This window comes from Rhodococcus sp. 27YEA15, assembly GCF_049739425.1.
Lineage (GTDB): Bacteria > Actinomycetota > Actinomycetes > Mycobacteriales > Mycobacteriaceae > Rhodococcus_F.
In genome coordinates this window covers 1712989-1738224 of the sequence record NZ_JBMHHW010000001.1, presented here as the reverse complement: position 1 = coordinate 1738224, position 25236 = coordinate 1712989, and the positions used below count along the sequence as shown (strand labels likewise).

Here is a 25236-nt window from a genome sequence, read left to right as displayed (position 1 = left end):
TCTTGAATGCAGCCAACTGCTGCTCCGGGACGTCACTACATGCGAGGCGGCCGTCGATCGAAGCCCGCCGGAACCCTCGGGCACTCGCCCGGTCCGGAAGACCACTACCGACAACCGTCACCACGTTCTCTGATGCATACGGTGTGCCGTCGGCGTCTCAGCCGACGGAGTCGATCACTGCCTCACGGCAGCTCGACGCCGAAAACCGGCGAAGCCCAGTGTAAGCATGGCTTCGCCGGTTGACGGAGTCTTCGCCGAACCGAGGTTCGGCGTGTTGCTTGATCAGCGCGTCGAAATGTATCAGCGACGCAGGCCGAGGCGCTCGATGAGCGAACGGTAACGAGCAACGTCGGTCTTCGCCACGTACTTGAGCAGGCGACGACGACGGCCGACCAGCAGGAGCAGTCCACGACGTGAGTGGTGGTCGTGCTTGTGGGCCTTGAGGTGCTCGGTGAGATCGACGATGCGCTTGGTGAGCATTGCCACCTGAGCTTCGGGCGATCCGGTGTCGGTCTCGTGCAGACCGTACTCGCCGAGAACCTGCTTCTTCTGTTCCGTGGTCAATGCCACTTGATTAACTCCTGTGATGACGTTTGCGTGAAAAGGAACGAAATCGGACGTGGCCACCGCAAACCGCAGCGCACGCCAAGAGAACAGCCTACCAGCAGGCCGGCGTCGTTCCCGACGCCGCATGGGAATGTGTCAACTGACACGTCCGGCGGCGGCGTCGGTGTCGAGAATTGCCCGAGCCCGCGCGACATCACGATCCATGGCAGTGATCAACGATTCGATCGAATCGAACTTCTCCATACCGCGCACCCGTTCGACCAGGTCGACGGCGACATGCTGGCCGTAGAGGTCGGCGTCGGCGTCGAGCACGAAGGCTTCGACCGTGCGCGTACGACCGGAGAACGTCGGATTGGTGCCGACGGAAACCGCCGCCTGGTAGCGACGACCAGGCACGACCGTGCCGAGCGGCTCGACGGCGTCGCTGCCGATCACCGAGAACCAGCCCGCGTAGACCCCGTCGGCCGGAATGGCGGAGAACAACGGCGGCGCGATGTTGGCTGTCGGAAATCCCAGCTCGCGGCCACGTTTGTCACCGTGTACGACGACACCCTCGACCCGGTGCGGCCGACCGAGCGCCTCGGTTGCGGCCACCATGTCGCCCGCGTCGACGCAGGAGCGGATGTATGTCGACGAGAAGGTCACCGCGTGCTCGACGACCAACTGGACGCCGTCGACGGCGAAACCGAATCGATCCCCCATCTCGCGGAGCAGATCGACGTTGCCCAGGGCCTTCTTCCCGAAGGTGAAGTTCTCCCCCACCACCACCTCGGCGACGTGCAGGCGCTCCACCAGGATCTCGTGCACGTACCGCTCGGGGGTGAGCTTCATGAAATCAGCGGTGAACGCCATGACGCAGAACACGTCGATACCGAGTTCTTCCGCGAGTTCGGCGCGACGCTGCAACGTCGTCAACTGGGCCGGATGACTGCCCGGGCGAACCACTTCCATCGGATGTGGATCGAATGTCATCAGTACGCTGGGAACCCCACGTTCGCGGGCGGCTGCCACCGCCCGCGCAATCAACTGGGCATGCCCGCGGTGCACACCGTCGAACACTCCGACAGTAAGAACACAGCGACCCCAATCGGCCGGAACTTCGTCGAGACCACGCCACCTCAGCACGCCCCGAAGCCTACGGGGCGCACCGCCGCCGGTCATCTTCGGACCCGGGGTCGGACGCACACTCGAGAAGGGAAGTCCTGCTACGCGTAGCCTAAGCTGACTGTTGTGGCTGCTCACCAGACCGGAATCACCGAGACAAACTCCGCGACCGCCGATGTCGATGCTCCGACACCGGACGCGGCTATCGATTCACCGGCCCTGTCGTCGGTCGCCCAGGACTATCTGAAGGTCATCTGGACCGTTCAGGAGTGGTCCCAGGAGCGGGTTTCCACCAAGCTCTTGGCGGAGAAGATGTGTGTGTCGGCGTCCACTGTCTCCGAAGCAATCCGCAAGCTGTCCGACCAGGGACTGGTCGATCATGCCCGCTACGGGTCGATTGCCCTGACCGACACCGGGCGCGCTGCCGCGGTGTCCATGGTCCGACGCCACCGGCTCATCGAGACTTATCTGGTACAAGAACTCGGCTACGGCTGGGACGAGGTACACGACGAAGCGGAAATTCTCGAACATGCCGTGTCCGATCTCATGGTGGCGCGGATGGACGCGAAACTCGGCTTCCCCGAACGTGATCCCCACGGCGATCCCATTCCCGGTTCCGACGGATCGGTTCCCACCCCGCCGGCTCGTCAACTCAGCGACTTCGCCAACGGCGAGCGTGGCCGTGTCGCGAGGATCTCGGACTCCGACCCCGAGATGCTTCGGTATTTCGACTCGGTGGGCATCAGCCTCGACATCGAGATCACCGTCGAGGAACGACGCGACTTCGCCGGCATCATCTGCGTTCGACTGAACGACCACCCGGAGACAATCGACCTGGGAAGCCCGGTGGCGCAAGCTATCTGGCTCGTGTAACCAGGCGCGCGCCCCGGCCGTCGGTACCCCCGGCCGTCGGTACCTTCGCCTCGACGGGCTCGAGGTGATCCGGCGCGTCTCGGGTGCCACGGGCATTCGACGTCGAGTGTTCGCCGGCTGCGGCCGGCCAGGGCCGAAGGTCGGTGCTATTGACGCAGCGTTGCCGGTCGCACCACCATCACGGAACTGGCCCGGCGTCCCTTCTCCTGCAGCAAGGCAATGGTGTGCCCGCTCGGATCGACGGCCGCGTACGTACCCTTCATCCCGATCGGCTCGAGCCACCGACCCTGACTGATGGCCTCGGCCTCGTCGTCGGTGATCTGACGGTGCGGGAACGCCGTCTGCGCCGCCTGGTCGATGTCGAGACTGACACCCGGGGATTCGGACAACTCGTCGAGCGTTCGCGCGTGATCGAGAGTGAACGGCCCGACTCGCGTGCGACGAAGCGCCGTCAGATGCCCGCCGACGCCCAGGGCGCGTCCCAGATCGCGGGCGAGTGACCGGATGTAGGTGCCGGAGGAACACTCGACGTTCACGTCGAGGTCGACGAAGCCGCCCTCTGCACTGCGTCGGCCCAGGATCTCGAACGACGACACCGTCACCGGTCGCGCCGCGAGCTCGACGCTCTCACCGGCCCGCACCAGGGCGTGCGCTCGCTGTCCGTCGACCTTGATGGCACTCACGCTGGCCGGAATCTGCTCGATGTCGCCAGTCAACGTCGCTACCACCGCCGCGATCTCGGCGTCGGTCACCCCGGAGGCATCGGCCGACGACAGCGTCCGGCCCTCGGCGTCGTCGGTGTCCGTCGATGCGCCCAAACGGATGGTGGCCGAGTAGGCCTTGGTGGTCAGTGCAAGCAACCCGAGGAGTTTGGTCGCCCGCTCGACCCCGAGCACGAGCACACCGGTCGCCATGGGGTCGAGAGTCCCGGCGTGGCCGACCTTGCGGGTGTTCAACAGTTTCCGGCACCGCGCCACTACGTCGTGGCTGGTGATTCCCGCCTCTTTGTCGACGATGAGAATTCCGGCGCCGACAAGACCGGAGGAAGGTTTTTCACGAGCTGGCACGATTTCCGATTCTGCCGGCCGAAGTCACTGCACCGAAATCGCCGTCAGAATCAGGCCCTCCGCTACCAACCATCGGCCGTCGAAAGACGTCAACGCCGGACCGGACATCGTATCCCCGGGTACCAACAGTCGTGATCGAAAAGTTCCGGACGTCGCCGACTCGGATTCGAACGTGATGTGTGCGTCCTCGAATCCCAACCAGCGGGCCGTCAGCGGAAACCAGGCCTTGTACGTCGCTTCCTTGGCGCAGAACAACACTCGATCCCAGTGCACCGAGCTGTGATCCTGGGCGCCGAGCCATGTTCGCTCTTCCTCGATGCTGACGGCGTTCAGGACACCGTCAGGCAGCGGTCCGTGCGGTTCGGCGTCGATTCCGAGCGACCGGGTCTGCATCGAATACGCCAACACCGCACCGCGGTAGCCGTCGCAGTGCGCCATGCTCCCGACGACGCCCTGCGGCCACAGCGGGGCTCCCCGCTCACCGCGCATGACCGCCGCCGACGGCACCCCGAGCTTGCTCATCGCCTGCCTGGCGAGATGCCGCGTGGTCACGAACTCACGGCGCCGCTTCTCGACGGCCCTGCCGATCAATGCTTCCTCGCTCGGGTGCGGGATCAGACCGGGAGGGTCGGCGAAAGCCTCGGCGGCGGCAACACCACCGGGAAGAATCTGCTCGATCACGTCGCGATACCTTTCAGCGTCCGGCGCGCATGCGCTCGACTTCGGCTTCCTGCTCGGGTGTCACCTTGAAGTGCCCGCCCCATTTGTTCAACGTTCCCGGCGGATACTCCGGCACCGGCAGAATCTGCCGCAACAGCTTCTCGGGCAGTCCGCGTCGACGCCATTCACGCGGATACCCGAGTGAGACCTCCTCGAACCGGATGCCGTCGTAGTAGGTGGTACGAGGAATGTGGAGGTGTCCGTACACCGAGCACACCGCGTTGTACCGCACGTGCCAGTCCGCGGTCGCGGTGGTGCCGCACCACAGCGCGAATTCGGGGTACATGAGCACGTCCGTCGGCTGTCGAACCATCGGGAAATGATTGACCAGAATGGTCTTCGTTCCCTCTGCCAGCGCATCGAGACGAGCGCGCGTGTACTCGATCCGCGCCCGGCACCACGCGTCGCGTGTCGCGTACGGCTGCGGAGAGAGCAGGAACTCGTCGGTGGCCACCACGTTGTTGTCCTTGGCGATCTCCAGACCGTGCTCCTTGTCCCGCGCTCCGGCCGGCAGGAACGAATAGTCGTAGAGCAGGAACATCGGTACCACCGTCACCGGACCGTCGTCACCGTCCCACACCGGGAACGGATCCTCTGGGGTGACCACGTCGAGCTCACGGCACATGTTCACGAGATACTCGTACCTGGGTACGCCGTGAATCTGCACCGGGTCCTTGGCGGTCGTCCACAGTTCGTGATTACCCGGAACCCAGATCACCTTCGCGAACCGCTCACGAAGGAGCTTCAGCGCCCACCGGATGTCATCGGTTTTCTCCGAAACGTCACCGGCGAGAATCAACCAGTCGTCGGGGGAATCCGGAAACAGCTCCTCCGTCATCGGCTTGTTTCCGTTGTGACCGACATGAATGTCGCTCACTGCCATCAACTTTGCTGCCACGATCCCTCTGCTTCCTCGCTGGAACTGCCCCGAACGGTCCCGGTGCCCGTCACTGCCCACTTGCCGGAGACCGCACGCCAGGACACCGCGACCATCCGAAGTACTACGAACACGCTCAGCCCCGCCCAAATTCCGGCCAGACCCCAGTCGCAGGCGAGCGACAACCAGATCGCCGGCAGAAATCCGGCCACCGCGCACAGCATCGTCGCATTCCGCAGGAATGCAACATCACCGGCTCCGAGAAGTACCCCGTCGAGTGCGAACACCACTCCGGCCACCGGCATGATGGCGACGAAGAACCACCAGGCGATCGACATCTGGGCGAGAACTTCCGCGTCGCCGGTGAACAATCCCGGAATCACCGAGTGCCCGACGCCGAAGATCACGGCCAGCAGCATCGCGAACACCGTCGACCATATCGTGATTCGCCACGCCATCTTCTTCGCCGCTGCCGCGTAGCCGCCACCGAGCGCCGCCCCGATCAGCGTCTGGGCAGCGACAGCCAACGAATCGAGCACCAGCGAGACCAGATTCCACAATTGCAGAACCACTTGATGGGCGCCGACCACCGCCGCACCGAACCGCGACGCCACCGCCGCCGCCGAGACGAAACAGGCCTGAAACGCAAGACTACGCAGGATCAGGTCCCGGCCCATCACCATCTGGGCTCGCATGATTGCCGGGCGCGGGCGGGCCGAGACGGGCTCCCGCGCAAGCGCCCACGCGAACAACGAACCGGACACACTCTGACCCATCAGGTTCGCCACCGCCGAACCTTCGAGCCCCATCGGCGGCACACCGAGCAGACCGTGCACCAGGACCGGGCACAAGAGCGCCGAAATCCCCAGACCGAGGACAACGAAGCGAAGTGGTCGCACCGTGTTCTGTACGCCGCGCATCCACCCGTTGCCCGCCAGCGCCACCAAGATCAACGGCACACCGAAAACGGCTATCCGCAGCCAACTTTCCGCGGCGGCCGCGATGTCTGCACTTCCCGCCACCAGCGACGTCAAGGGACGCGCGATCACCTCGACGATCATCACGAGAACCAACCCGATCGCCACCGCCAACCACGTGGCCTGAACGCCCTCCTCGACTGCCTCACGATCACGTCCGGCGCCGTGTAGACGGGCCGCGCGAGCCGTCGTGCCGTAGGACAGAAATGTCAGTTGGGTACTCACCAACGCCAGGATGAGACCGCCGACGGCCAACCCCGCCAGTGGCAGTGCCCCCAGTCTCCCGACAACTGCGATGTCGAACAAGAGGTAGAGCGGTTCGGCGGCGAGCACTCCCAGCGCCGGAAAGGCCAGGGAAAATATCTTTCGCCCGGTCACCGGTGAAACCTCGCCCGGGTTCGTCACCCCGCGAACCTAACCGAGCGCGGTGACGAGGGCGGCAACGGTCTCCTCGCTGGATTCGGTGGAGATGTACCCGGCAGAGCGCCGATGCCCACCGCCGCCGAGGCGCTCGGCAACGGCCGAGACGTCCACATCGCACTTGGACCGCAACGAGACGGACCAGCCGCCGGTGACGGACTCCTTGAGCACTGCGGCCACCTCGGCTTCGGCGGTGGTGCGCACGATGTCGACGACGCTCTCGATCTCCTCGGACCGGAGTTCTCCGACATCACGCCGACGAATGACCGCGTACACCAGCCCGCGCCCGTCGGCCGCGTCGTCGATCAGCGTGGCCGAGCCGAGGACCGTCGACAACATGGGCAACCAGCCGAACGGATGCGTGTCGAGCAACTGCCTGGCCATGGCATCACCGTCGATTCCGGTGGCCAGCAGTCGAGCGGCCAGCTCGTGCGTCGACGAACCGCCCCAGCGGAAGGAACCGGTGTCGGTGACGAGGCCGGCGTAGAGGCAGTAGGCCAGATCCCGGTCGATGACGGTGCCCCAGAAGTCGAAGAACCTGGCGACGAGAGCGGTGGTGGATGCAGCTGATTCGTCGACGACATTGATCGATCCGAACTCCGAGTTGGACCGATGATGATCGAGCACGACGGTGACCGGCGCCCCACTCAACCGGTCCGCGAGTTCTCCGACTCTGCCTTCACTGCCCGCGTCCACCGCGACCACCACGTCGGCGATCGCCCGAACCTCGGCAGGAGGCACCAGCAGGTGCAGGCCCGGAAAGCCGGCCATCGACCTGGGCAGGTCGACGGGTCGACTGAAGGAGACCTGTACCGACACCCCGCGACGCTCCAGTGCGATGCCGAGCGCCAGTCCACTGCCTATCGTGTCGGCATCAGGCTCGACGTGACAGAGAATCGTCACGGTCCGCGCAGCGTCGAGCGCCTGCGCCACCCGTACGAACCCGGCACTGTGCGGGTCGATGTCCGTCGGTGCGGTGAAAGTCATCTCGGCCGCGAGTCAGACGTCTTCGTGTATGTCTGCCGTGTCCGAATCCACATCGGTTGCGGATCGCGGTTCCTTGTACGGATCCGCCTCGCCCGCCGGTTGGGCGTTCTCCCGTGCTTTGGCTACCTCGTCGTCCGCGGCTCGGGCCCGCGCCAGGAGCTCTTCCATATGCCTGGCCGTGTCCGGCACGGTATCGGCAACGAAGGTCAACGTGGGCGTGAAGCGAACACCGGTCCCGGCACCGACCTTCGATCGCAGGACACCCTTCGCCTTGTCCAGGCCGGCCGCCGCCGACTCGACGTCGGGGGCCGAATCGACACTTTCGCCCCGAACCGTGTAATAGACGGTGGCATCGTGCAGGTCGTTGGTGACCTTGGTGTCGGTGATGGTCACGTACGCCAGACGCGGGTCCTTGATTTCGTGGTCGATCGCCGTCGCGACGATCGTTCCGATTCGCTTTGCGAGCCTGCGCGCCCGGGCTGGATCAACCATGAGTGTCAGTCTCCTCTCCCTGGCTACTCGATGCGAGCGGACCCGATCGATCGAAGTTCTGATTGACAAGAATCATTGTCGACTCCAGTCTCTTCTATCGGCTGCCCCGCGACCAAATCCCCTCTTCGATCCCCGCCGATAACGCGACGCACGGCGTCGTCGAAGGTGACGGAACCCTCACGAACCGACACCTTCGCACCGACGAGTGATCCCCTGCCGAACAGTCTCGCGTCACGCCGTCCCGGCCGCAACGATGCCGCTCAGTCCTCGGGGCCGAAGACACGCCGGCGGACCGCCAGCAGTTGAATCTCCGGGCGCTCCGCGACGGCACGTTCACATCGATCCAGCACATCGTGGAGGTGATCGACCGACGAACTCACCACTGCGACACCCAGCAGAGCCCGCCGCAGCCGACCCTGCTCGCCGGCTTCCGCGGCACTGACACCGAACCGCCGCAGTTCCGTCAGAATCGGCGACAGCATCGACCGCTTCTCTTTCAGCGAGTGGACATCCCCGAAGAGAATGTCGAACTCGAGTGCACCTACGAACATCTTCCCCCTCGACAGAACCGAATGGACTCCTCCGGACCTCAGGTCCGAAGGAGCCCATCTCAGCCGGCACTCACGAGTGCTCGCCCCGACACCCGTGTCGACGTGTCAGTCGCGCGGCTTCTCGCGAAGCTCGTAGCACTCGAGCACGTCGCCGACTTTGATGTCGGAGTACGTGACGGTCAAGCCGCACTCGTAGCCCTCGCGGACCTCCGTCGCATCGTCCTTCTCACGCTTGAGCGAGGAGATGGTGACCGTCTCTGCGACAACGGTGTTGTCGCGAAGCAGACGAGCCTTGGCGTTTCGACGGATGGTACCCGAGGTGACGAGGCAACCGGCGATGTTTCCGATCTTGGACGAGCGGAACATGGCGCGGATCTCGGCCTTGCCCAACTCGACCTCTTCGTACACCGGCTTGAGCAGACCCTTGAGAGCCTTCTCCACCTCGTCGATGGCCTGGTAGATCACCGAGTAGTACCGGATGTCGACGCCCTCGCGGTTCGCCAGCTCCGTTGCCTTGCCTTCGGCCCGCACGTTGAAGCCGATGATGATCGCATTCGACGCCGCGGCCAGGTTGACGTTGGTCTCCGTGACACCACCGACACCGCGGTCGATGACGCGCAACTGCACCTCGTCGTCGATCTGGATACCGAGCAGGGCCTCTTCGAGCGCCTCGACCGTACCGGAGTTGTCGCCCTTGAGGATCAGGTTCAGCTGTGAAGTTTCCTTCAACGCTGCATCGAGATCGTCGAGGCTGATCCGCTTGCGGCTCTTCGCTGCCAACGCGTTGCGCTTACGCGCATTGCGACGGTCCGCGATCTGACGGGCGATACGGTCCTCGTCGACCACGAGCAGGTTGTCGCCTGCACCGGGGACCGACGTGAAGCCGATGACCTGAACCGGCCGCGAGGGCAGCGCCTCGTGGACGTCCTCGCCGTGCTCGTCCACCATGCGGCGGACGCGGCCGTAGGCATCGCCGGCAACGATGGAGTCACCGACCCGCAGGGTTCCGCGCTGGATGAGCACGGTGGCCACGGGTCCACGACCACGGTCGAGATGTGCCTCGATGGCAACACCCTGCGCATCCATGTCGGGGTTGGCGCGCAGATCCAGGGAAGCATCGGCCGTCAACAGAACAGCTTCGAGAAGCTGATCGATGTTCAAGCCCTGCTTCGCCGAGATGTCGACGAACATGGTGTCTCCGCCGTATTCCTCGGCGACCAGACCGTACTCGGTCAGCTGCTGACGGATCTTGTCCGGGTTCGCGCCTTCCTTGTCGATCTTGTTGACCGCGACCACGATCGGCACATCTGCCGCCTGGGCGTGGTTGATCGCTTCCACCGTCTGCGGCATGACACCGTCGTCGGCGGCGACCACGAGGATCGCAAGGTCGGTGGCCTTGGCACCACGGGCACGCATGGCCGTGAAGGCCTCGTGACCGGGGGTGTCGATGAACGTCACGAGCCGCTCGTTGCCCTCGAGCTCGGTGAGCACCTGGTAGGCGCCGATGTGCTGCGTGATGCCACCGGCTTCGCCCTCACGGACGTTGGCCTTGCGGATCACGTCGAGCAGACGGGTCTTACCGTGATCGACGTGGCCCATGACGGTGACCACAGGCGGACGGGACTCGAGGTCCTCTTCGCCGCCGGCGTCTTCGCCGTAGGTCAGATCGAAGTGCTCGAGCAGCTCACGGTCCTCGTCCTCGGGACTGACGACCTGAACGACGTAGTTCATCTCGCCGCCGAGTAGCTCCAGCGTCTCGTCGTTGACCGACTGAGTTGCCGTGACCATCTCACCGAGGTTGAACAACGCCTGCACCAGTGCTGCGGGGTTCGCGTCGATCTTGTCCGCGAAGTCGGACAGTGAAGCACCGCGAGCGAGACGGATGGTCTCGCCGTTGCCGCGTGGGAGCCTGACGCCACCGACTGCGGGAGCCTGCATGCTCTCGTACTCGGCGCGCTTCGCACGCTTCGACTTACGTCCACGGCGCACTGCTCCACCGGGACGACCGAATGCACCTGCTGCCGCGCCGCGCTGACCGGGACGGCCACCGCCACCGGGACGACCGCGGAAACCACCTGCGGGAGCTGCTCCACCGGGAGCGCCTGCACCGGCGCCGGCACCGGGGGCGCCGCCACCGCGGTATCCACCACCGCCGCCGCCACCGGGACGACCGCCGGGAGCGCCGCCGGGACGACCCGGACGTCCGCCGCCACCAGGCGCGGGACGAGCGGAACGAGCGGGCATCGCACCCGGGTTCGGGCGAGGAGGCATCGAGCCGGGGCTCGGACGGGGGCCACCCTGGCCTGCGGGCGGGCGAGGTCCGCCCTGACCCGGAGCCGGACGAGGACCGCCCTGACCCGGAGCCGGACGGGGGCCGCCCTGACCCGGAGCCGGACGCGGACCGCCCTGACCCGGAGCCGGACGAGAACTGCCCTGACCTTGCCCCTGGCCCGGACGCGGAGCACCCGGGCGGGGAGCACCGGGAGCCGGACGGGGTGCCGGACGCTCGACCGGAGCCGAGGAGTACGGGTTGTTTCCTACGCGGGGAGCCTTCGGTCCCGGACGCGGTCCGCCCGGCTTTGCGCCGGTGGACGGTGCCGCCGGAGCCGCAGCAGTGGGTGCTGCCGGAGCTGCGGGTGCAGCCGCAGCCGGTGCTGCCGGAGCTGCGGGTGCAGCCGCAGCCGGTGCCGCCGGAGCTGCGGGTGCGGCCGGAGCGGGACGTCCCGGCTTCGGACCGTTGAACGTCGGTGTAGGCACCGACGGGGTTGCCGGGGTTGCCGGAGCCGCAGGTGCAGCCGGAGCTGCTGCCGGAGCAGCAGCCACGGGAGCTGCGGGTGCGGCCGGCTTGGGGCCGGGGCGCGGGGCGCCGGGCTTGGCCGCCGACGGCGAGGGCGCGCCGGGCTTGGCCGCAGGCCGTGCCGGAGCGGAATCGGACTTGGTTTCGGAGCCGCCTGCCGAAGGGAATGATTCCCGTAGACGACGAGCGACTGGCGCCTCCACTGTGGACGACGCAGATTTCACGAACTCGCCTTGCTCCTTGAGCGTTGCGAGTAGTTCCTTACTGGTAACACCGAGTTCTTTTGCCAACTCGTGCACGCGGGCCTTGCCTGCCACTGCTCTCCTCACTGATGAGGTCGAGCAGGAGGCATCCCACAGAGGTGGGTCCCGCACGACCTCGGGTTATGGCCGATGGACGTTCATCGCTGGTGCTTCACGGTGTGCTCATGAGTGCTTGTGCCTGTTCTTCTCGAGAGGTACTGCTTCGGTGTGGACTGCGTCGACCAACCGGCCGACAGCGGACGTATCCGGATTTCCGGACACTCGCAGTGCTCTGCTGAATGCTCGGCGCCGCTCTGCCAGGCTCAGACAACTCGGATCCAGGTGCAGCCATGCACCTCGACCGGGAAGCCTTCGCAACATGTCGGGGATCAGCAGGGAACCCTCCGGCCCCTGCTCACCAACCACGACCCTCAACAGATCGACAGCCGACCCTTGTTCCCTGCATCCGACGCACGTTCTGATCGGTAAACCGGTCTTTGCGCGCGCAGAATCCGAGGACTCACGTCGAACCATCGTCCACTCTACCGCCGAACCGTCTCGATCACTGCATTCCACCGTTATCCGTTGGTCGCGGCGGGTCGGTCGGACGTCTCGGCCGGTGCTGCGGCATCACTACGGATGTCGATACGCCAACCGGTCAACCGCGCAGCCAGGCGGGCATTTTGCCCCTCTTTGCCGATCGCCAGGGACAGCTGGAAATCGGGCACCACGACCCGGGCCGCCCGCGCATCGGGATCGACGACAGTGACGGAGACCACTTTCGACGGCGACAGTGCGTTACCGACAAAGGTCGCGGGGTCGTCGTCGAAGTCGATGATGTCGATCTTCTCGCCTGCCAGTTCACTCATGACGTTGCGGACGCGCTGGCCCATCGGACCGATGCACGCGCCCTTCGCGTTCAGCCCCTGGATGCGAGATGCCACGGCGATCTTCGAGCGGTGCCCGGCTTCGCGAGCGACGTTGATGATCTCCACCGATCCGTCGGCGATTTCCGGTACCTCGAGTGCAAACAACTTGCGAACGAGGTTCGGGTGGGTGCGCGAGAGGGTGATCTGCGGGCCGCGAGCTCCTCGTGCAACTCCGACCACGTAGCACTTGATCCGTTCGCCGTGCTCGTAGCTTTCGCCTGGAACCTGTTCGGCCTGCGGGAGCAATGCTTCGGTTCCGTTGGCCTCGCTGCCGATCCGAACGACCACCATGCCGCGCGAGTTCGCGCGGGTGTCGCGTTGGATGACGCCGCCGACGATCTCGCCTTCGTGGGTCGCGTACTCGCCGAAGCTGCGCTCGTGCTCGGCATCACGCAGCCGCTGCAGAATCACCTGGCGTGCGGTGGTCGCCGCGATACGTCCGAAACCCTCCGGAGTGTCGTCCCACTCCGCGCCGATCATGTTTCCGTCGGGATCGGTGTCGTGGGCCATCACCCGAACCGATCCGGTCTTGATGTTGACGTCGATCCGCGCGTTCTTCTTGTGCCCTTCGGTGTGGCGGTATGCCGTCAGCAGTGCCGTCTGGATCGTGGCGATGACGGTGTCGATCGACACACCCTTTTCGGCCTCGATCGCTCGCAACGCTGCAATGTCGATATTCACTTGTCGAACCCTTCTTCGTTTTCCACGTCTTCGGTGTCTTCTCCGGCGCTGATCTCGCCGCCTTCGTCGCTGTCGCCGCTGCCGACCTCGACCGGTTCGGTGGGCAGCGCCCGCCCTTCGAGAACTCCCCCGGCCAGCTCGAGTTCGGCGTCACTCGGCTTCGAGAACTCGACCTGCACCACTGCCTTCTGCACGTCGGTCAGCGCAATCTCGCGCACCCTCAGCCGACCGCGGTCGTTGAGAACCACTGCCACGCAGTCGCCCTCGAGCCGGCCGATTCGACCGATGATCGACTCGCCGGCCACCTCGATGCGGACCTTGCGTCCGCGTGACCGACGCCAATGCCGATCGAGAGTCAACGGCCGATCGATTCCCGGAGATGTCACCTCGAGGGTGTACGGAGTTTCACCGATCTCGTCGAGGCCGTCGAACAGGTCGGATACGAGTCTGCTGATCTCGGCGGCCGCATCGAGCTCGATACCGGCGTCACTGTCGACCATGATGCGAACCGCACTGTGCCTACCCGCATTGGTGACGACGACGTCGTCGACGTCGTAGCCCTGGGCGCTGACGAGTTCGGAGACCAGCTCGATGACCCTCTCCCTGGATGGCACCGGCATCTCGCGAGCTCCTCATTTCAGTTGTCGTCGTGGTGTCGACGGTCAATGGCGGTAGAGCGCGGCGGTACACCTGTGGCCGACGCGCTCGGTCAAGCATCCAAGACTACCGCCCGTCGGACGTCCCCGTGACCACCTGGCTCCACTGCACGTCACACAGAACACGTTCTGCGGATTCGGGCGTTCGACCGTAAAGCTGGCACGATGGATGCGTGCTGACGTCCCTTTCCACTGCCACCCTGTCCAGACGGACTGCTTTGCGGATGGCGGGTGCCGCGAGCGTGGGCGCTGCCACTCTCGCCGTGTCCGCCTGTTCCGACGACAGCCGAGCACAATCCGCCGAGGTGGACAAGTTGCTCGCGCAGGCGGATCGGGCCCGAGCGGATGCCACCGCGGCGAACGCTGCCATCGCCCTCGCCCCGGAACGATCGGCGGCTCTGACCACGATCAGTACCGAGCGCACAGCTCACGCAACCGAACTCGACGCCGAGATCGCCCGTGCCGCCGGCCGGAACGGGCGGGGCACGACCACTGAACCGTCCGATCCGACCACCGCGACCACTGGACCATCCGATCCGACGACCGCGGCCACGCCTGCCGACGTGGCCGCGCTGCGCACCGCCCTGGGCGAATCGGCCCGCAGCGCTGCCGATCTGGCCCGCACGATGTCGGGCTACCGGGCGGGGCTGCTCGCATCGGTCAGCGCGGCGTGCTCGGCTCAGACGGCGGTGTTGTTGCCGTGAACCGTTTACGTTCGTCCACCTCCGCCGACTCCGCGCTCGTCGCTGCGGTCGAGACCGAGAACGCGGCGATCTTCGCGTACGGCGTTGTTGCCGCGTTCTCCAATCCCGCCCGGGTGGACGAGGTCGCCACGTACACCGCCGCGCATCGCGCCAGACGTGACGCGCTGGTGGAGACGGCGGCACGCACCGGGGTTTCCGTCCCGCCCGCTGCGGCCGCGTATTCGATTCCGTTCGCGGTGGTCGACGCCGTCACCGCGGCGCAGCTGGCTGCTCAAATCGAATCCGACACCGCTGTCACCTACCGTGCGTTCGTCGAGCAGGTGGACGACGACGACCTTCGGGCGTTCGGCGTGGAGGGCCTCACCGACGCGGCCACCCGTGGAGCCAAGTGGCGCGCCGCTCTGGGAAACTCACCGGCCACGACAGCGTTTCCCGGCGACCCGAACATGTAGCGACGGTAGGCCCTCGACCGCGCCCGAGGTGTGCTCCGACCCGAACCGGTGGTCATTTCTTCGCGGGTACGAAGCAGGCTGCCACAACGGCGACGAGCACGAAACAGCCGCCGACGCGCAGCGCCGGAGTGAGGGCGTCACCGTAGCCGAGCGGCGTGAGCGCCCCACCGGCCGCGAGGAAGACCGCTGTCAGAACCGCGATGCCCATCGCCACCCCGATTTCCCTCAGCGTCGAGTTGGTGGAACTGGCGGTGCCGTGATCGACCTCGGCCATGTCGGCGAGGACGGCGGTAGCGCTGGGCGCAAAGGTCAGGCCCATGCCGATACCTGCCATCAACAGTGCGGGCACGAGTGAACCGTAGGAGATCGCGGGCCCGATCAACGCCGCCAGCCAGAACAGTGCACCGGCCTGGAGTAACAGTCCGGTCAGCAGTAGCGGCCGTAGACCGACCCGTGGCGCGAGAAGCCCGGCGAGCGGCGCGAAGATCATCGGCGCCGCAGTCCAGGGCAAGGTGCGAAGTCCCGCCTGGAAAGGGCTGTATCCCATGACTATTTGAAGATATTGCGAGAGCAGGAAGACGGCTCCGAAGATGCCGATGGAGAAGGTCAGGCCGATGATGTTGGCCATCGAGAAGCTCAGTGATCGAAACAGCCGCAGCGGCATGACGGGGTGGGCGGTCTTCAGTTCCCTCACCACGAAGAGCGCCAGCGCCACCACGGACCCGACGATCGAAGCGAGAACACCCACGGAGGTCCATCCGTCGTCGTTGCCGTGCACTATCCCCCACACCGCCAAGAACACACCGAGGCCGGCGAGCCCGACGCCGAATAGGTCGAGCGGCTGTCTGCGTCCGGTCGATTCACGTAACGCGTAGAGAGCCAACGGAACCGCCACAATCGCGACCGGCACGTTGATCCAGAAGATGCCTTGCCACGAGAAGCCGTCGACGACAGCGCCGCCGACGACGGGCCCCAGCGCGATACCGAGACCCGATACTCCACCCCACACCCCGATTGCCATGGCACGCTTGGATTCCGGAACCGTGGCGACGAGGAGAGTGAGCGAAAGCGGCATGATCGCAGCCGCTCCTACACCTTGGAATGCTCGAGCTGCGAGCTGCGATCAGCATGCCCGGCGTGGTGGACAGCGCCGACGCGATCGATGCTGCCGTGAACAACCCGATACCGAACACGAACAACCGTCGCCTCCCCCAACGGTCTCCGAGTGTCGTCGCCGAGAGCATCAACGTCGCGAAGGCGAGCGTGTACGCGTTCATGAACCATTGGAGCTGACCGACCGAGGCGTGCAGGTCTTTCTCGATCACCGGCAATGCACTTGTCATCACCAGGTTGTCGAGCGTTGCCATGAACATGGGCAGGGACGCCGCAAGTAGCGCCACGGCAACCGGGACCTGGATCCCACCGTCACCCTGCACGTCGTCTGTCCCGGATTTCGTCGTTACGGTCATCACGATGTCCTCGCCGTCCGGCTGTACGGTCGCCCAGAATCAATAAGGCATTGAATGATTACTTAAATGACGGTAGGTTACCGGTGATAGCGTGTCAACATGCCGATCGACAGTGGTGAGACGCGCGCCCGGAGAATGAGCGCCCCCGAGCGACGCGCTCTCGTGATCGCAGCGGGCACAAGGGCATTCGCCCGACGCGGCTACGCAGGAACCAGCACCGACGCGGTTGCGAAGGAAGCCGGTGTTTCGCAACCGTACGTGGTTCGGATGTTCGGTACCAAAGCCGATTTGTTCCACGCGGTGTTCGCTCACGCGTTGGACAAGATAGTGGACACGTTCACCGACAAGCTGGATGTCGTCGACGTCAACCCGGCAAAGCCCGATTTCTGGTCCGACCTGGGTGCGGCCTACGGAGAACTCGTCCTCGATCGAGATCTCCTGCTCGTCATGCTGCACGGTTTCGCCACCAGCACCGATGACGTGGCAGCAGTTTCACGTTCGGCGATGTCCCGTATCTACACGCTGATCCGTGATCGCACCGGTTGCACGACCGAGCAGGCGCGTCTGTTCATCGCCAACGGAATGCTCATCAACACCCTGCTCGCGATGATGGCACCCGACCACCTCGACGACAATCCTGCACTCGGAGAATTGTGGGCGAGTACGTTCGGCGAGCAGGTCTCGATCGGGCTCGCAGTGGGAAGTCCGGACATCGTCGCGGCACCCGACCACTGACCGGTGGGAAAGCCGGAGCGCACTTCGACCACGCGATCGTCACGAATACTCGCTCGGTACGCAGCCTGACCGACAACCGGGTCACTCTCGTGACCGGGGCGAGTCGCAGCGTCGCAAGGCCATGGCGAGCGCACTCGGCGGTGCCGGGTGGCCGGCCTACGTGACGGCGTGCACGGTGGCGGGGCGGGCCGTCACGCAGACCGGGTGGCGGCGCAGATCAGCCGGCGTGGCGGCCGAGGGAAGCGGCGCAGCGTGATCACGGTGATCATCACGGAGGCGCCAGTGGAGTACGGCAGCACTGATTCCAAAGGGAAACAGCCGCCGTCCCATTGCGATGCCTTCGGGGGGTGGTCCACTCTAGCGAGACCGCGGCTTCACCCGCGCTCGCAACGCGAGCCACGCGCAGGCGATCACCACCAACCCACCCGCGATCGTCGAGGGCGACAGCGTCTCACCGAGAATCAATGCCGACCAGACGATGGAAAGCACCGGTTGCACCAACTGTGTCTGGCTGACGGTGGAGACCGGCCCGATCGAGAGCCCTCGATACCACGGGAAGAATCCGAGGAACATGCTGACGCAACCGAGGTAGGCGAAGGCGAGCCACGAACTCGCGTCGCCTGCAATCGGGTTGCCGGCTACCGAGATCACGGTCAGAGTGACCGTGGCCGGCAATCCGAGCACCAACGCCCAGGCGATCGTCTGCCACGATCCGATCTCACGGGCCAGTAGTGCGCCCTCCGAATATCCGAGCGCCGCGCAGATCACCGCTCCGAACAGCAACAGATCGGACAGATGAAGCGAGCCGAGACCACCGTTGGCGATCGCAGTGAAGACGATCACCGATACTGCGCCGGCTGCACTCGCCCACCAGAATCCGCCACTCGGACGCTCGTGACCTCGAAGCACCGCAAATACCGCGGTAGCGGCAGGCAGTAGGCCGATGACCACCGCGGCGTGCCCGGCGGACGACGTCTCGAGCGCGAAGGTCGTCAGCAGCGGAAACCCGAGAACCACCCCGACCGTCACCAGTGCGATGCGCGACCACTGTCGGGCGGTGGGCAGCATCGCCCGCGTCATGGCCAGCAGCGCCATCGACAATGCCCCGGCAACGACGGCGCGTCCGGCACCGATGAACAACGGGTTCAGGTCGGATACCGCAATCCTGGTCAATGGCACGGTGAACGAGAACGCCAGCACCCCCGCAAGCCCCCACCACAGCCCGGTGCGAACCGGTTTCTCCGATAGCAGTGCGCCACTATCTACGATAGCGCTATCCTTGATACTCATGTTCAACGATAGCAGTACTGCTCGGCTTGTCGATCGCGTGCGTATTCTCGTCGAGCAGTCGGCCGCCGGGTCACAGCTGCCGTCCACGCGCAAGCTCGCCGAGCAGCACGGCGTCGGCCCGGTCACCGTTCAACGCGCGATCCGGCAACTGACTACCGAAGGGCTTGTCGAGACACGTCCGGGAACCGGGAATTTCGTCGCCCGCCGCCTGCCGGTGCAGAACTCTGATTTCTCCTGGCAGACCACCAGTCTCGGCGCGAGCCGCGTGGACTCCGCACCTGTCGGGTCCTCGATGATGACGGTGTCACCGGACGTGATCGCACTCCACAGCGGATATCCGGCCGACGAACTACTCCCCCTTCGCCAGATTCGTGGCGCCCTCTCCCGCGCGGCCCGCAGCCCGGTGGCCGCGCGCCGCCCGCACCCGTCCGGGCTCGGCGAACTCCGCGACTGGTTCGCCCAGGAGTTGTCGATGAGCGGCACAACCAGAATTCACGGCTCTGACGTGCTGATCACTCCGGGTGGTCAGAGTGCGTTGTCCTCCACGTTCCGAGCGCTCGCCGGACCCGGTGACGCGATAGTCATGGAATCGCCTACCTACTGGGGCGCCGTCGCGGCCGCGAAGCAGGCCGGACTGGTGGTCGTCCCGGTCGCACGTGCAGCGCAGGCACCCGACCCGGGCGACCTCGCCGCCGCATTGACGTCATCGGGCGCGCGGATCTTCTACGCCCAGCCGCATTTCGCCAACCCCACGGGAGCGCACTGGTCACGCGACGAGCAGGACGCGATCATCGATGTCGCCCGCAGACACGGCGTGTTCGTCGTCGAGGACGACTGGGCCCACGATTTCGGTATAGACGCCGAGGTAACGCCGCTGGCTGCACGCGATCCGGACGGCCACGTGATCTACGTGCGTTCGATCACCAAGAGTGTCTCACCGGCACTGCGGGTGGCAGCCGTGGTGGCGCGCGGTCCGGCCCGGCGACGAATCGAAACCGATCGCACCATCGACGATCTGTACGTGTCCGGCGTACTGCAGAGCGCCGCTGTGGAGGTGTTGACCCACCCGTCGTGGAACTCGCACCGCAGGATGGTTCGCGATCTGTTGCGGGGGCGACGTGACGCCCTCATCGACGCGCTGGATGCCGCCGTGCCGGAATTGGCGCTGACACACCGCCCACTCGGTGGGCTGAACTTGTGGCTGCGTATGCCGGACGGCTCCGACCCGGAGGCATTCGCGGCGCGGTGTCTGAGCCGTGGTCTGTCCATCTCCCCCGGGGCCGAGTGGTTTCCGGCAGAACCACCGGGCGCCTACGTCCGATTGAACTTCGGTGGTTCGCACCCGGACCACTTCCCGGAGGCCGCTCGCATCCTCGCCGGGGCGCTGCGGGCCTAACCGGCCATGATCGCCGGCAGCTTGTCCGCGAGGTAGCGCGCGTACGCCGCACCGGTAATCGTGAAACCGGAATTGAAGGCGTACGGCAGGAACAGGAGCTTCTTCTCCTGCACGGCACGAACTCGCTGGAACGTCGGGCTCGCCACTGCTTCCGCGGTGTCCAGGTTCTGCATGACGATCAGGTCGGCCTGGTCGAACAGTGCAAGATTCTCCAACGAAATCTGCCCACGTCCGTCGACGGCGTCGAAGCCTGGCCCGCTGGTCACGACGTCGAGTCCGAGTTCGCGAGCGACGTCGACGGGGTACGCGCCGTCGAGCATCATCACGAACTGATCGGTGTCACCGGTGGCGATGATCACCTTCTTCCCCGCCATCACCGGCATCAACGTTGCTGCCGACGACGAGACGGCGTCGTCGTAGTCCGACATTGCCGAGCCGAGCTGTTCGCCGCGTCCGATCATGTTCAGCTGGAGCGCGAGCGCTTCCTTCCAGCCGATATTCGAGGAATTACTCCAGCCGGGGCTGCCCGGGTCGATGCCGACCACCGGCGCGATGTTTTCGAACTGTGTCGCATTGGGCAGTGCCGGGTAGCGCCCCGCAGAGATCAGGAGGAGGTCGGGATCGTGCTGCATCGCCTGCTCGGCGCTCAGTTCGCGTTCGCCACCCTCCAGTTGCAGAACACCGGGATCGAGACGCGCGAACACCGGATTCGGCACACCGCCCTCGTCGAGTTCGGACAGCGCCCGCACCGCCACCATCGGATACCCCGCGATGAGGGAGAACTCGATACTTCCGCGAGTGTCCAGGCACATGACCCGTCGGGGGTCCTCGGGGATGTCGACCGTGAATCCGTTGTGATCGAACAACACTGTGCTTGTGCCTACCGACGAGGAATCGGGCGAGGAGTCGGGCGAGGAGCCACTTCCGGAGTTACCGGACCCGCACGCTGTCAAAAGTGCGGCCGAGGCCGCTCCGGCACCGAGGCCGAAGAGACTTCGTCTGGACAATACGCGCGATTCAATTGCCGTTCGGCCGTTCATGGGTATCCTTCTACTCGTACTGATGAATACCAATGTTGGTCGCCGAAAGCAGATTTCAGGCCTCGATCGAGGCCAATTCCTGTCGCGTCGACGCCACGGGCACTGAGTCCCCTCGCACGTATCCGATCGCAACCGACGGTTCGGGTGACCCTTCCGCCTGCGGCTGTGACGTCGCGGCAATCCCGAACGGAGTCGAGCGCGCGGAGCTGCTTCCTTGTAATCTCGACGGCATGGCACTCTCCGAGAACGAGCGTGAACAGTTCCTGTCCGAACCCCATATCGCTGCGCTGGCGGTGCCGGACAAACCCGGCCGTGGCCCGCTCGTCGTGCCGATCTGGTACCTCTACACTCCTGGCGGTCAACCGTGGTTCATCACGGGCAAGGGCTCCCGCAAGGCCAGGCTCATCGAGTCGGCCGGCTATTTCTCGCTGATGGTCGAGCGCCTGGAGCCGACGGTCCGCTACGTCACCGTCGAAGGTTCCGTGGACCGGATCGTCCCTGGCACGGACGAGATGCTGGTGGAAGTCACCAAGCGATACCTGGCCCCGGACAAGGTCGACGACTACCTGCGCGGCGCCCGCGCCGAACACGGCGAGAGCGTGGCGATCTACTTGAATCCTCTGCACTGGCTTTCTGCCGACATGGGGAGTCTGTAACTCGACGAGCCTGGCAGCGCCGGCCGTGGCCGGAGTCAGGTTTCGGTGTGGATTCTCACCCGATCGACCTTGTGTTCCTTGGCTTCGAAAGCGCACAGCGCAATTGCGGGTCACCCGGACACGATGGCGTCCTTCACCAAGTAGGTGATCGTGTTGGGACCGATGAACGTGTCGTGGAAACGTTCAGCGCGATCGTCCCGTCGTGCGGGCGTGAACCGACCGGGTCGCTGATCTGGCCACTCGCCCCGGACAGCGACTCCCAGCTCGCACGACCACGTGCGCCCACTGCTCGCGGGCAGCTCTCGACGACGCCTATGGCCTGTGCCCGCGTCACGACGGCGCTCACGCGCGCATCTCGTATGCTCCGTCGTAGGCCTTGACCTGCTGCCAGACGCGACCGAATCGATCGGCGTCGACAACGGGTTTGCGTACCGCCCCGAGCGCCCAATCCTGCTGCTGCTCCGTCGACGACGGCTTTCCGTGCAGCGCGATCGCATAGCCGGAGAAGTCGCGAATCTGGAAGTCGAAGATCTGGTCGATCACGTCGACGTCGAGGCCGGTGATCTCGGCCTGTTCGAGGATCAGGTGACCGTAGACCACCAGCGAGAACAGATGCCCCACGGTGAGCATGAAGTCGAGATCCTTCTGCTGCTGCTCGTCCGGTGCTGCGGCAGTGAGCAATTCGGTCAGCGCGAGGGCCTGCTCGTAGAAGCGGGCGACGTTCGGTATCGACGAATGCTTCTCGTACACCGGTTTCCATTCGTGGAACCTGATTTTCGCAGCGCCCCTGGTCGGACCCTGGTTCCAGAAGAACTCGTCGTCGGCGGCGTCGTCACGGGTGAGCACCTCGGGGAACTGTGCCGGGTCGAACAGGTAGTTGGGCAGGAACTTGAGGATCAGCCCGACGTTGACGTGCACGGTGCCCTCGAGTTTGGGCAGCGTTCCGATCATCTGCGCCGCCTCACGGAAGTACGTGGACTTCTCGTACCCCTTGGCCGCGATCACCTCGTGCAGCAGGCCCACCACCTTCTCGCCCTCCGACGTGACCTTCGCCTTGGTCATGGGATTGAACAGCAGGTAGCGCCGATCGTCGAGGCTTGCACTGCGGAAGTAGTCGACGGCGCGGGCGCTGAACTGCTTCATCGCTATCAGCCGCGAATAGGCGTCGACGAAGGCGGCACGAACGTGCGCGAAGTCGGTGACCGGGTTTCCGTACAGAATCCTGTTCTGCGCGTGGGTGATCGCCTCGAAGAACGCGTGCTCGGTGATGCCGATGGACCCCGTGCACAGGTTGAACTTTCCGACGTTGACCGTGTTGAGTGCGGCTTCGAAGGCCGCGACTCCGGTGTGCAGGATGTCTTCCTCGCGTACCGGGTAGTCGTCGAGTCGGAAGTTGCTCACGTACATCTGACCGCGTAGGACGTTGTCCACGAGGTGATAGTTCGGGTGCGCGCTGTCCGCGACGAAGAACACGTACCCTTCCGGGCCGTCGACGTCGGTTCGCCGACCGAACACCGAAACGGTCGAGGCAACGTTGCCGTTGCCGATGTAGTACTTCTCACCGCCGGCACGGAACGCCACGTCACCGTCGGCAGGTGTGAGGAGCAGGTCGGTGGAGTACACGTCGGCACCGTGCTCGCGTTCGGAGAGAGCGAACGCCATCACGCCGCCGTCGGCGAGTTCGCGGGCCACCCGCGTCTTCGCGGTGTCGTTGGCACTCATCCACACCGGGCCGAGCCCGAGAATCGTCACCTGCCAGGTGTACCAGTACGCGAGGCCGTAGAAGCCGAGGATCTCACTGAGTGCGGCATTGCGGGCTCCGTCCCACCGTCGGTTGTCGTCGCCGTTCGCGAAGGCCGCCGGGGTCTGGAACGTCGCGAAAAGCTGTTCCTTCGCAACGAAGTCCAGGAAGTCGGAGACCCACACCGCTTCGAGGTCGTCGTGAAGCAGTTGCTTCTTTCCCCGATTCTCGAACCAGTCGATGGTGGCCCGCAGCAGACGCCTCGTTTCCGGATCGAACCGGTCGGGATCGTAGGTACGGGGGTTGAGCAGCAATCCGTCAGTGCCGGTCACGTCTTACCTTTCGTCGATGAGGCCAACTTACCAGCGGGTAACTTCATCCGCGGCGAGAATCACCCAGCCGGTGCGAATCGCTGCCATACCGTGGATTCGACGGGGTCCCAGGGTGCAGCTCGTGACCTGGTGAGTCGGTGGCAGCACAGCCCGATGAGTACCGCGGACACGTGGCCGACTGCGGTGAAGTCGGTGCTTACGATCAACGGAACTCCGTACACCAGTGCCAGTGCGGCGAGGTAGACGTATCGCCACGGTGTCACGATCCGGTAGGCCAGAACGCCCATGACTCCCGCCAGCGCGTAGCTGACCCCGACGTCGAGGGTGTTCACCGCGGCCTGGTTCACGTACCCGTGCCGAATCCCCTCGTACAGAACACCTTCACTGACGTACGTGGCCCCGACGTGCGCGAGCACCACCACACCCAACCATCGAATCGTTCCGAGCCAGCGCTCGGCGGTCGCGTGAAAGATGGTGAAGAGCACGAAATACAAAGGCCACCCGCCACCTTCGAGCCAGAAGGCGCTCGAGATCAACACCCGGAACGGGTCTTCCGACAGATGATGGAGATTCGTCGACCGCTTACCCAGGAAACGTTCCTGGACCTGCTCCGGCAGATGGTTGAGAAAGACAGTGTTCGCCAGGAGGACGAGTAGCCAGAGATAGGTCAGCGGCGCGCTCCGCACCCACAGCAACACCGCCTTGGCGCCTCGCCGCAACACACTCACTGTGTCGAGTGTGCGCTCACTCCGTCACCACGGCAATCGCAAACCCGTCCCACCCCTTCGAACCCACGGTCTGAATCGCGGTGCCGTCGAGCCGCGGTTCGGCCGCGATGGCCTCGAGTACCTCACGGCTGGCTTTGACTCGCTCGTCGTCGAGAGTGGGGTTGGAGACGTGTCCACCACGAACGACGTTGTCGACGATCACGACGGTTCCCGTGTGCGAGAGCGCCAGAGCCCACTTGAGGTACTCGGTGTTGTTCTCCTTGTCCGCGTCGATGAAAACGAGATCGAAGGGCGTGGAGTCTTCCTTGGCGATCAGCGGAAGATTGTCGAGTGCGGCGCCGACGCGGATGTCGACGCGATCTTCCAGCCCCGCACGCTTGACGTTCGCCGCCGCGACCTCGGCATGGGCAGGCTCGAACTCCAACGTCACGACGCGTCCGGACGCGCCGACGGCCCGGGCCAACCAGATCGTGCTGTAACCGCCCAGCGTGCCGATTTCGAGCACGTTGCGCGCCAGCACCATCCTGGCGAGAAGGTTCAGCAGTTTCCCCTGGTTCGGGGCCACGTCGATCGGTGGTAGTGACGCCTCGGCGTTGGCTGCGAGTGCCGCGTCGAGATCCGGATCCGCCCCCACCAACGTGGAGACGAGATAGCTGTCGACTTCGGCCCAATCCGGTTCGTTTCCCATACCTGTCGATTCTGGCAGAAAAGCAGGACAGCCGCAGGTACCTCGGCGGGTATCTGCGGCTGCCG

At 65.1% G+C, this 25236-nt stretch carries 25 protein-coding genes and 1 pseudogene; 7 read left to right on the top strand and 19 right to left on the bottom strand.

Annotation, left to right across the window (positions count from 1 at the left end; translation table 11 throughout):
• Positions 1 to 300: 300 nt before the first annotated feature.
• Positions 301 to 570, bottom strand: a complete 270-nt coding sequence (rpsO, locus tag ABH922_RS07925; protein ID WP_424806392.1) for a 30S ribosomal protein S15 — start codon at positions 568 to 570, stop codon at positions 301 to 303.
• A gap of 132 nt (positions 571 to 702) precedes the next feature.
• Complete coding sequence (locus ABH922_RS07920; protein ID WP_424806391.1) at positions 703 to 1692, bottom strand: bifunctional riboflavin kinase/FAD synthetase; 990 nt, start codon at positions 1690 to 1692, stop codon at positions 703 to 705.
• 105 nt (positions 1693 to 1797) lie between these two features.
• On the opposite strand from ABH922_RS07920, the gene ABH922_RS07915 reads away from it, so the two are divergent.
• Complete coding sequence (locus ABH922_RS07915) at positions 1798 to 2544, top strand: metal-dependent transcriptional regulator (protein WP_424806390.1); 747 nt, start codon at positions 1798 to 1800, stop codon at positions 2542 to 2544.
• A 146-nt stretch (positions 2545 to 2690) separates the two neighbouring features.
• On the opposite strand, the gene truB is transcribed toward ABH922_RS07915, so the two are convergent.
• The 11 genes from truB to rimP form a co-directional block, all read right to left on the bottom strand.
• Positions 2691 to 3611 carry a tRNA pseudouridine(55) synthase TruB gene (gene truB / locus ABH922_RS07910; RefSeq protein WP_424806389.1) on the bottom strand — a complete coding sequence of 307 codons (921 nt, stop codon included), beginning with the start codon at positions 3609 to 3611 and terminating at the stop codon, positions 2691 to 2693.
• A 24-nt stretch (positions 3612 to 3635) separates the two neighbouring features.
• Entirely contained in the window at positions 3636 to 4292 is a 657-nt protein-coding gene (locus ABH922_RS07905; RefSeq protein WP_424806388.1) for a 4'-phosphopantetheinyl transferase family protein, read from the bottom strand.
• 13 nt (positions 4293 to 4305) lie between these two features.
• Positions 4306 to 5229 (bottom strand): metallophosphoesterase family protein, encoded by a 924-nt coding sequence (locus tag ABH922_RS07900; protein WP_424806387.1) that lies wholly within the window; start codon positions 5227 to 5229, stop codon positions 4306 to 4308.
• Positions 5214 to 6590 carry an MATE family efflux transporter gene (locus ABH922_RS07895; protein ID WP_424806386.1) on the bottom strand — a complete coding sequence of 459 codons (1377 nt, stop codon included), beginning with the start codon at positions 6588 to 6590 and terminating at the stop codon, positions 5214 to 5216. The genes ABH922_RS07900 and ABH922_RS07895 overlap by 16 nt, the downstream gene beginning before the upstream one ends.
• A 9-nt stretch (positions 6591 to 6599) precedes the next feature.
• Complete coding sequence (locus tag ABH922_RS07890) at positions 6600 to 7592, bottom strand: DHH family phosphoesterase (protein ID WP_424806385.1); 993 nt, start codon at positions 7590 to 7592, stop codon at positions 6600 to 6602.
• A gap of 12 nt (positions 7593 to 7604) precedes the next feature.
• Positions 7605 to 8084, bottom strand: coding sequence for a 30S ribosome-binding factor RbfA (gene rbfA / locus ABH922_RS07885; RefSeq protein ID WP_424806384.1), 480 nt, complete (start codon positions 8082 to 8084; stop codon positions 7605 to 7607).
• A gap of 260 nt (positions 8085 to 8344) precedes the next feature.
• Positions 8345 to 8635, bottom strand: a complete 291-nt coding sequence (locus ABH922_RS07880) for a DUF503 domain-containing protein (RefSeq protein ID WP_424806383.1) — start codon at positions 8633 to 8635, stop codon at positions 8345 to 8347.
• 105 nt (positions 8636 to 8740) lie between these two features.
• Positions 8741 to 11749 (bottom strand): translation initiation factor IF-2, encoded by a 3009-nt coding sequence (gene infB, locus ABH922_RS07875; RefSeq protein WP_424806382.1) that lies wholly within the window; start codon positions 11747 to 11749, stop codon positions 8741 to 8743.
• 108 nt (positions 11750 to 11857) lie between these two features.
• Positions 11858 to 12208: a YlxR family protein gene (locus ABH922_RS07870; protein ID WP_424806381.1), complete on the bottom strand. Its 351-nt coding sequence runs from the start codon at positions 12206 to 12208 to the stop codon at positions 11858 to 11860.
• A 44-nt stretch (positions 12209 to 12252) separates the two neighbouring features.
• On the bottom strand, positions 12253 to 13284 hold the full coding sequence (gene nusA / locus ABH922_RS07865; protein WP_424806380.1) for a transcription termination factor NusA: 1032 nt from the start codon (positions 13282 to 13284) through the stop codon (positions 12253 to 12255).
• Positions 13281 to 13904: a ribosome maturation factor RimP gene (gene rimP, locus ABH922_RS07860; RefSeq protein ID WP_424806379.1), complete on the bottom strand. Its 624-nt coding sequence runs from the start codon at positions 13902 to 13904 to the stop codon at positions 13281 to 13283. The genes nusA and rimP overlap by 4 nt, the downstream gene beginning before the upstream one ends.
• 260 nt (positions 13905 to 14164) lie before the next feature.
• Between rimP and ABH922_RS07855 the strand changes: the two genes are divergently transcribed.
• Together ABH922_RS07855 and ABH922_RS07850 are read left to right on the top strand one after the other, a co-directional pair.
• Positions 14165 to 14644 (top strand): hypothetical protein, encoded by a 480-nt coding sequence (locus tag ABH922_RS07855; protein WP_424809604.1) that lies wholly within the window; start codon positions 14165 to 14167, stop codon positions 14642 to 14644.
• Positions 14641 to 15096: a ferritin-like domain-containing protein gene (locus tag ABH922_RS07850; RefSeq protein WP_424806378.1), complete on the top strand. Its 456-nt coding sequence runs from the start codon at positions 14641 to 14643 to the stop codon at positions 15094 to 15096. The genes ABH922_RS07855 and ABH922_RS07850 overlap by 4 nt, the downstream gene beginning before the upstream one ends.
• Before the next feature lie 52 nt (positions 15097 to 15148).
• Here ABH922_RS07850 and ABH922_RS07845 read toward each other — a convergent pair.
• Positions 15149 to 16565: pseudogene (locus tag ABH922_RS07845) on the bottom strand (MFS transporter).
• Between the two features lie 99 nt (positions 16566 to 16664).
• On the opposite strand from ABH922_RS07845, the gene ABH922_RS07840 reads away from it, so the two are divergent.
• Both ABH922_RS07840 and ABH922_RS07835 read left to right on the top strand, forming a co-directional pair.
• Positions 16665 to 17300: a TetR/AcrR family transcriptional regulator gene (locus ABH922_RS07840; protein ID WP_424806377.1), complete on the top strand. Its 636-nt coding sequence runs from the start codon at positions 16665 to 16667 to the stop codon at positions 17298 to 17300.
• Positions 17301 to 17421: 121 nt separating this feature from the next.
• On the top strand, positions 17422 to 17556 hold the full coding sequence (locus tag ABH922_RS07835; RefSeq protein WP_424806376.1) for a hypothetical protein: 135 nt from the start codon (positions 17422 to 17424) through the stop codon (positions 17554 to 17556).
• A 101-nt stretch (positions 17557 to 17657) separates the two neighbouring features.
• Here ABH922_RS07835 and ABH922_RS07830 read toward each other — a convergent pair whose 3' ends face one another.
• On the bottom strand, positions 17658 to 18590 hold the full coding sequence (locus tag ABH922_RS07830) for a DMT family transporter (RefSeq protein ID WP_424806375.1): 933 nt from the start codon (positions 18588 to 18590) through the stop codon (positions 17658 to 17660).
• Here ABH922_RS07830 and ABH922_RS07825 point away from each other — a divergent pair.
• Positions 18589 to 19986 carry a PLP-dependent aminotransferase family protein gene (locus ABH922_RS07825; RefSeq protein WP_424806374.1) on the top strand — a complete coding sequence of 466 codons (1398 nt, stop codon included), beginning with the start codon at positions 18589 to 18591 and terminating at the stop codon, positions 19984 to 19986. The genes ABH922_RS07830 and ABH922_RS07825 overlap by 2 nt on opposite strands.
• Here the strand turns inward: ABH922_RS07825 and ABH922_RS07820 are convergent.
• Complete coding sequence (locus ABH922_RS07820; protein ID WP_424806373.1) at positions 19983 to 20855, bottom strand: ABC transporter substrate-binding protein; 873 nt, start codon at positions 20853 to 20855, stop codon at positions 19983 to 19985. The two genes, ABH922_RS07825 and ABH922_RS07820, sit on opposite strands and share 4 nt — an antisense overlap.
• A gap of 401 nt (positions 20856 to 21256) precedes the next feature.
• Here ABH922_RS07820 and ABH922_RS07815 point away from each other — a divergent pair, with 401 nt between their 5' ends.
• Complete coding sequence (locus tag ABH922_RS07815) at positions 21257 to 21682, top strand: pyridoxamine 5'-phosphate oxidase family protein (RefSeq protein ID WP_424806372.1); 426 nt, start codon at positions 21257 to 21259, stop codon at positions 21680 to 21682.
• 342 nt (positions 21683 to 22024) lie between these two features.
• Here the strand turns inward: ABH922_RS07815 and ABH922_RS07810 are convergent, their stop codons facing one another.
• The 3 genes from ABH922_RS07810 to ABH922_RS07800 are packed head-to-tail and all read right to left on the bottom strand — an operon-like array spanning position 22025 to position 25171.
• A complete protein-coding gene (locus ABH922_RS07810) occupies positions 22025 to 23755 on the bottom strand; it encodes an acyl-CoA dehydrogenase family protein (protein ID WP_424806371.1) in 1731 nt (576 codons plus the stop codon).
• Positions 23756 to 23814: 59 nt separating this feature from the next.
• Positions 23815 to 24474 carry a rhomboid-like protein gene (locus ABH922_RS07805; protein WP_424809603.1) on the bottom strand — a complete coding sequence of 220 codons (660 nt, stop codon included), beginning with the start codon at positions 24472 to 24474 and terminating at the stop codon, positions 23815 to 23817.
• A 25-nt stretch (positions 24475 to 24499) separates the two neighbouring features.
• Positions 24500 to 25171 carry an O-methyltransferase gene (locus ABH922_RS07800; RefSeq protein WP_424806370.1) on the bottom strand — a complete coding sequence of 224 codons (672 nt, stop codon included), beginning with the start codon at positions 25169 to 25171 and terminating at the stop codon, positions 24500 to 24502.
• Positions 25172 to 25236: the final 65 nt, after the last annotated feature.

Excerpts from the sequence above, each read along its gene's own strand:
- ABH922_RS07890 (WP_424806385.1), bottom strand. The coding sequence starts at position 7,592 with ATGACTTTCACCGCACCGACGGACATCGACCCGCACAGTGCCGGGTTC.
- rbfA (WP_424806384.1), bottom strand. The coding sequence starts at position 8,084 with ATGGTTGATCCAGCCCGGGCGCGCAGGCTCGCAAAGCGAATCGGAACG.
- ABH922_RS07880 (WP_424806383.1), bottom strand. The coding sequence starts at position 8,635 with ATGTTCGTAGGTGCACTCGAGTTCGACATTCTCTTCGGGGATGTCCAC.
- ABH922_RS07870 (WP_424806381.1), bottom strand. The coding sequence starts at position 12,208 with ATGGTTCGACGTGAGTCCTCGGATTCTGCGCGCGCAAAGACCGGTTTA.
- rimP (WP_424806379.1), bottom strand. The coding sequence starts at position 13,904 with ATGCCGGTGCCATCCAGGGAGAGGGTCATCGAGCTGGTCTCCGAACTC.
- ABH922_RS07855 (WP_424809604.1), top strand. The coding sequence starts at position 14,165 with ATGGCGGGTGCCGCGAGCGTGGGCGCTGCCACTCTCGCCGTGTCCGCC.
- ABH922_RS07840 (WP_424806377.1), top strand. The coding sequence starts at position 16,665 with ATGCCGATCGACAGTGGTGAGACGCGCGCCCGGAGAATGAGCGCCCCC.
- ABH922_RS07835 (WP_424806376.1), top strand. The coding sequence starts at position 17,422 with ATGGCGAGCGCACTCGGCGGTGCCGGGTGGCCGGCCTACGTGACGGCG.
- ABH922_RS07825 (WP_424806374.1), top strand. The coding sequence starts at position 18,589 with ATGTTCAACGATAGCAGTACTGCTCGGCTTGTCGATCGCGTGCGTATT.
- ABH922_RS07830 (WP_424806375.1), bottom strand. The coding sequence starts at position 18,590 with ATGAGTATCAAGGATAGCGCTATCGTAGATAGTGGCGCACTGCTATCG.
- ABH922_RS07815 (WP_424806372.1), top strand. The coding sequence starts at position 21,257 with ATGGCACTCTCCGAGAACGAGCGTGAACAGTTCCTGTCCGAACCCCAT.
- ABH922_RS07800 (WP_424806370.1), bottom strand. The coding sequence starts at position 25,171 with ATGGGAAACGAACCGGATTGGGCCGAAGTCGACAGCTATCTCGTCTCC.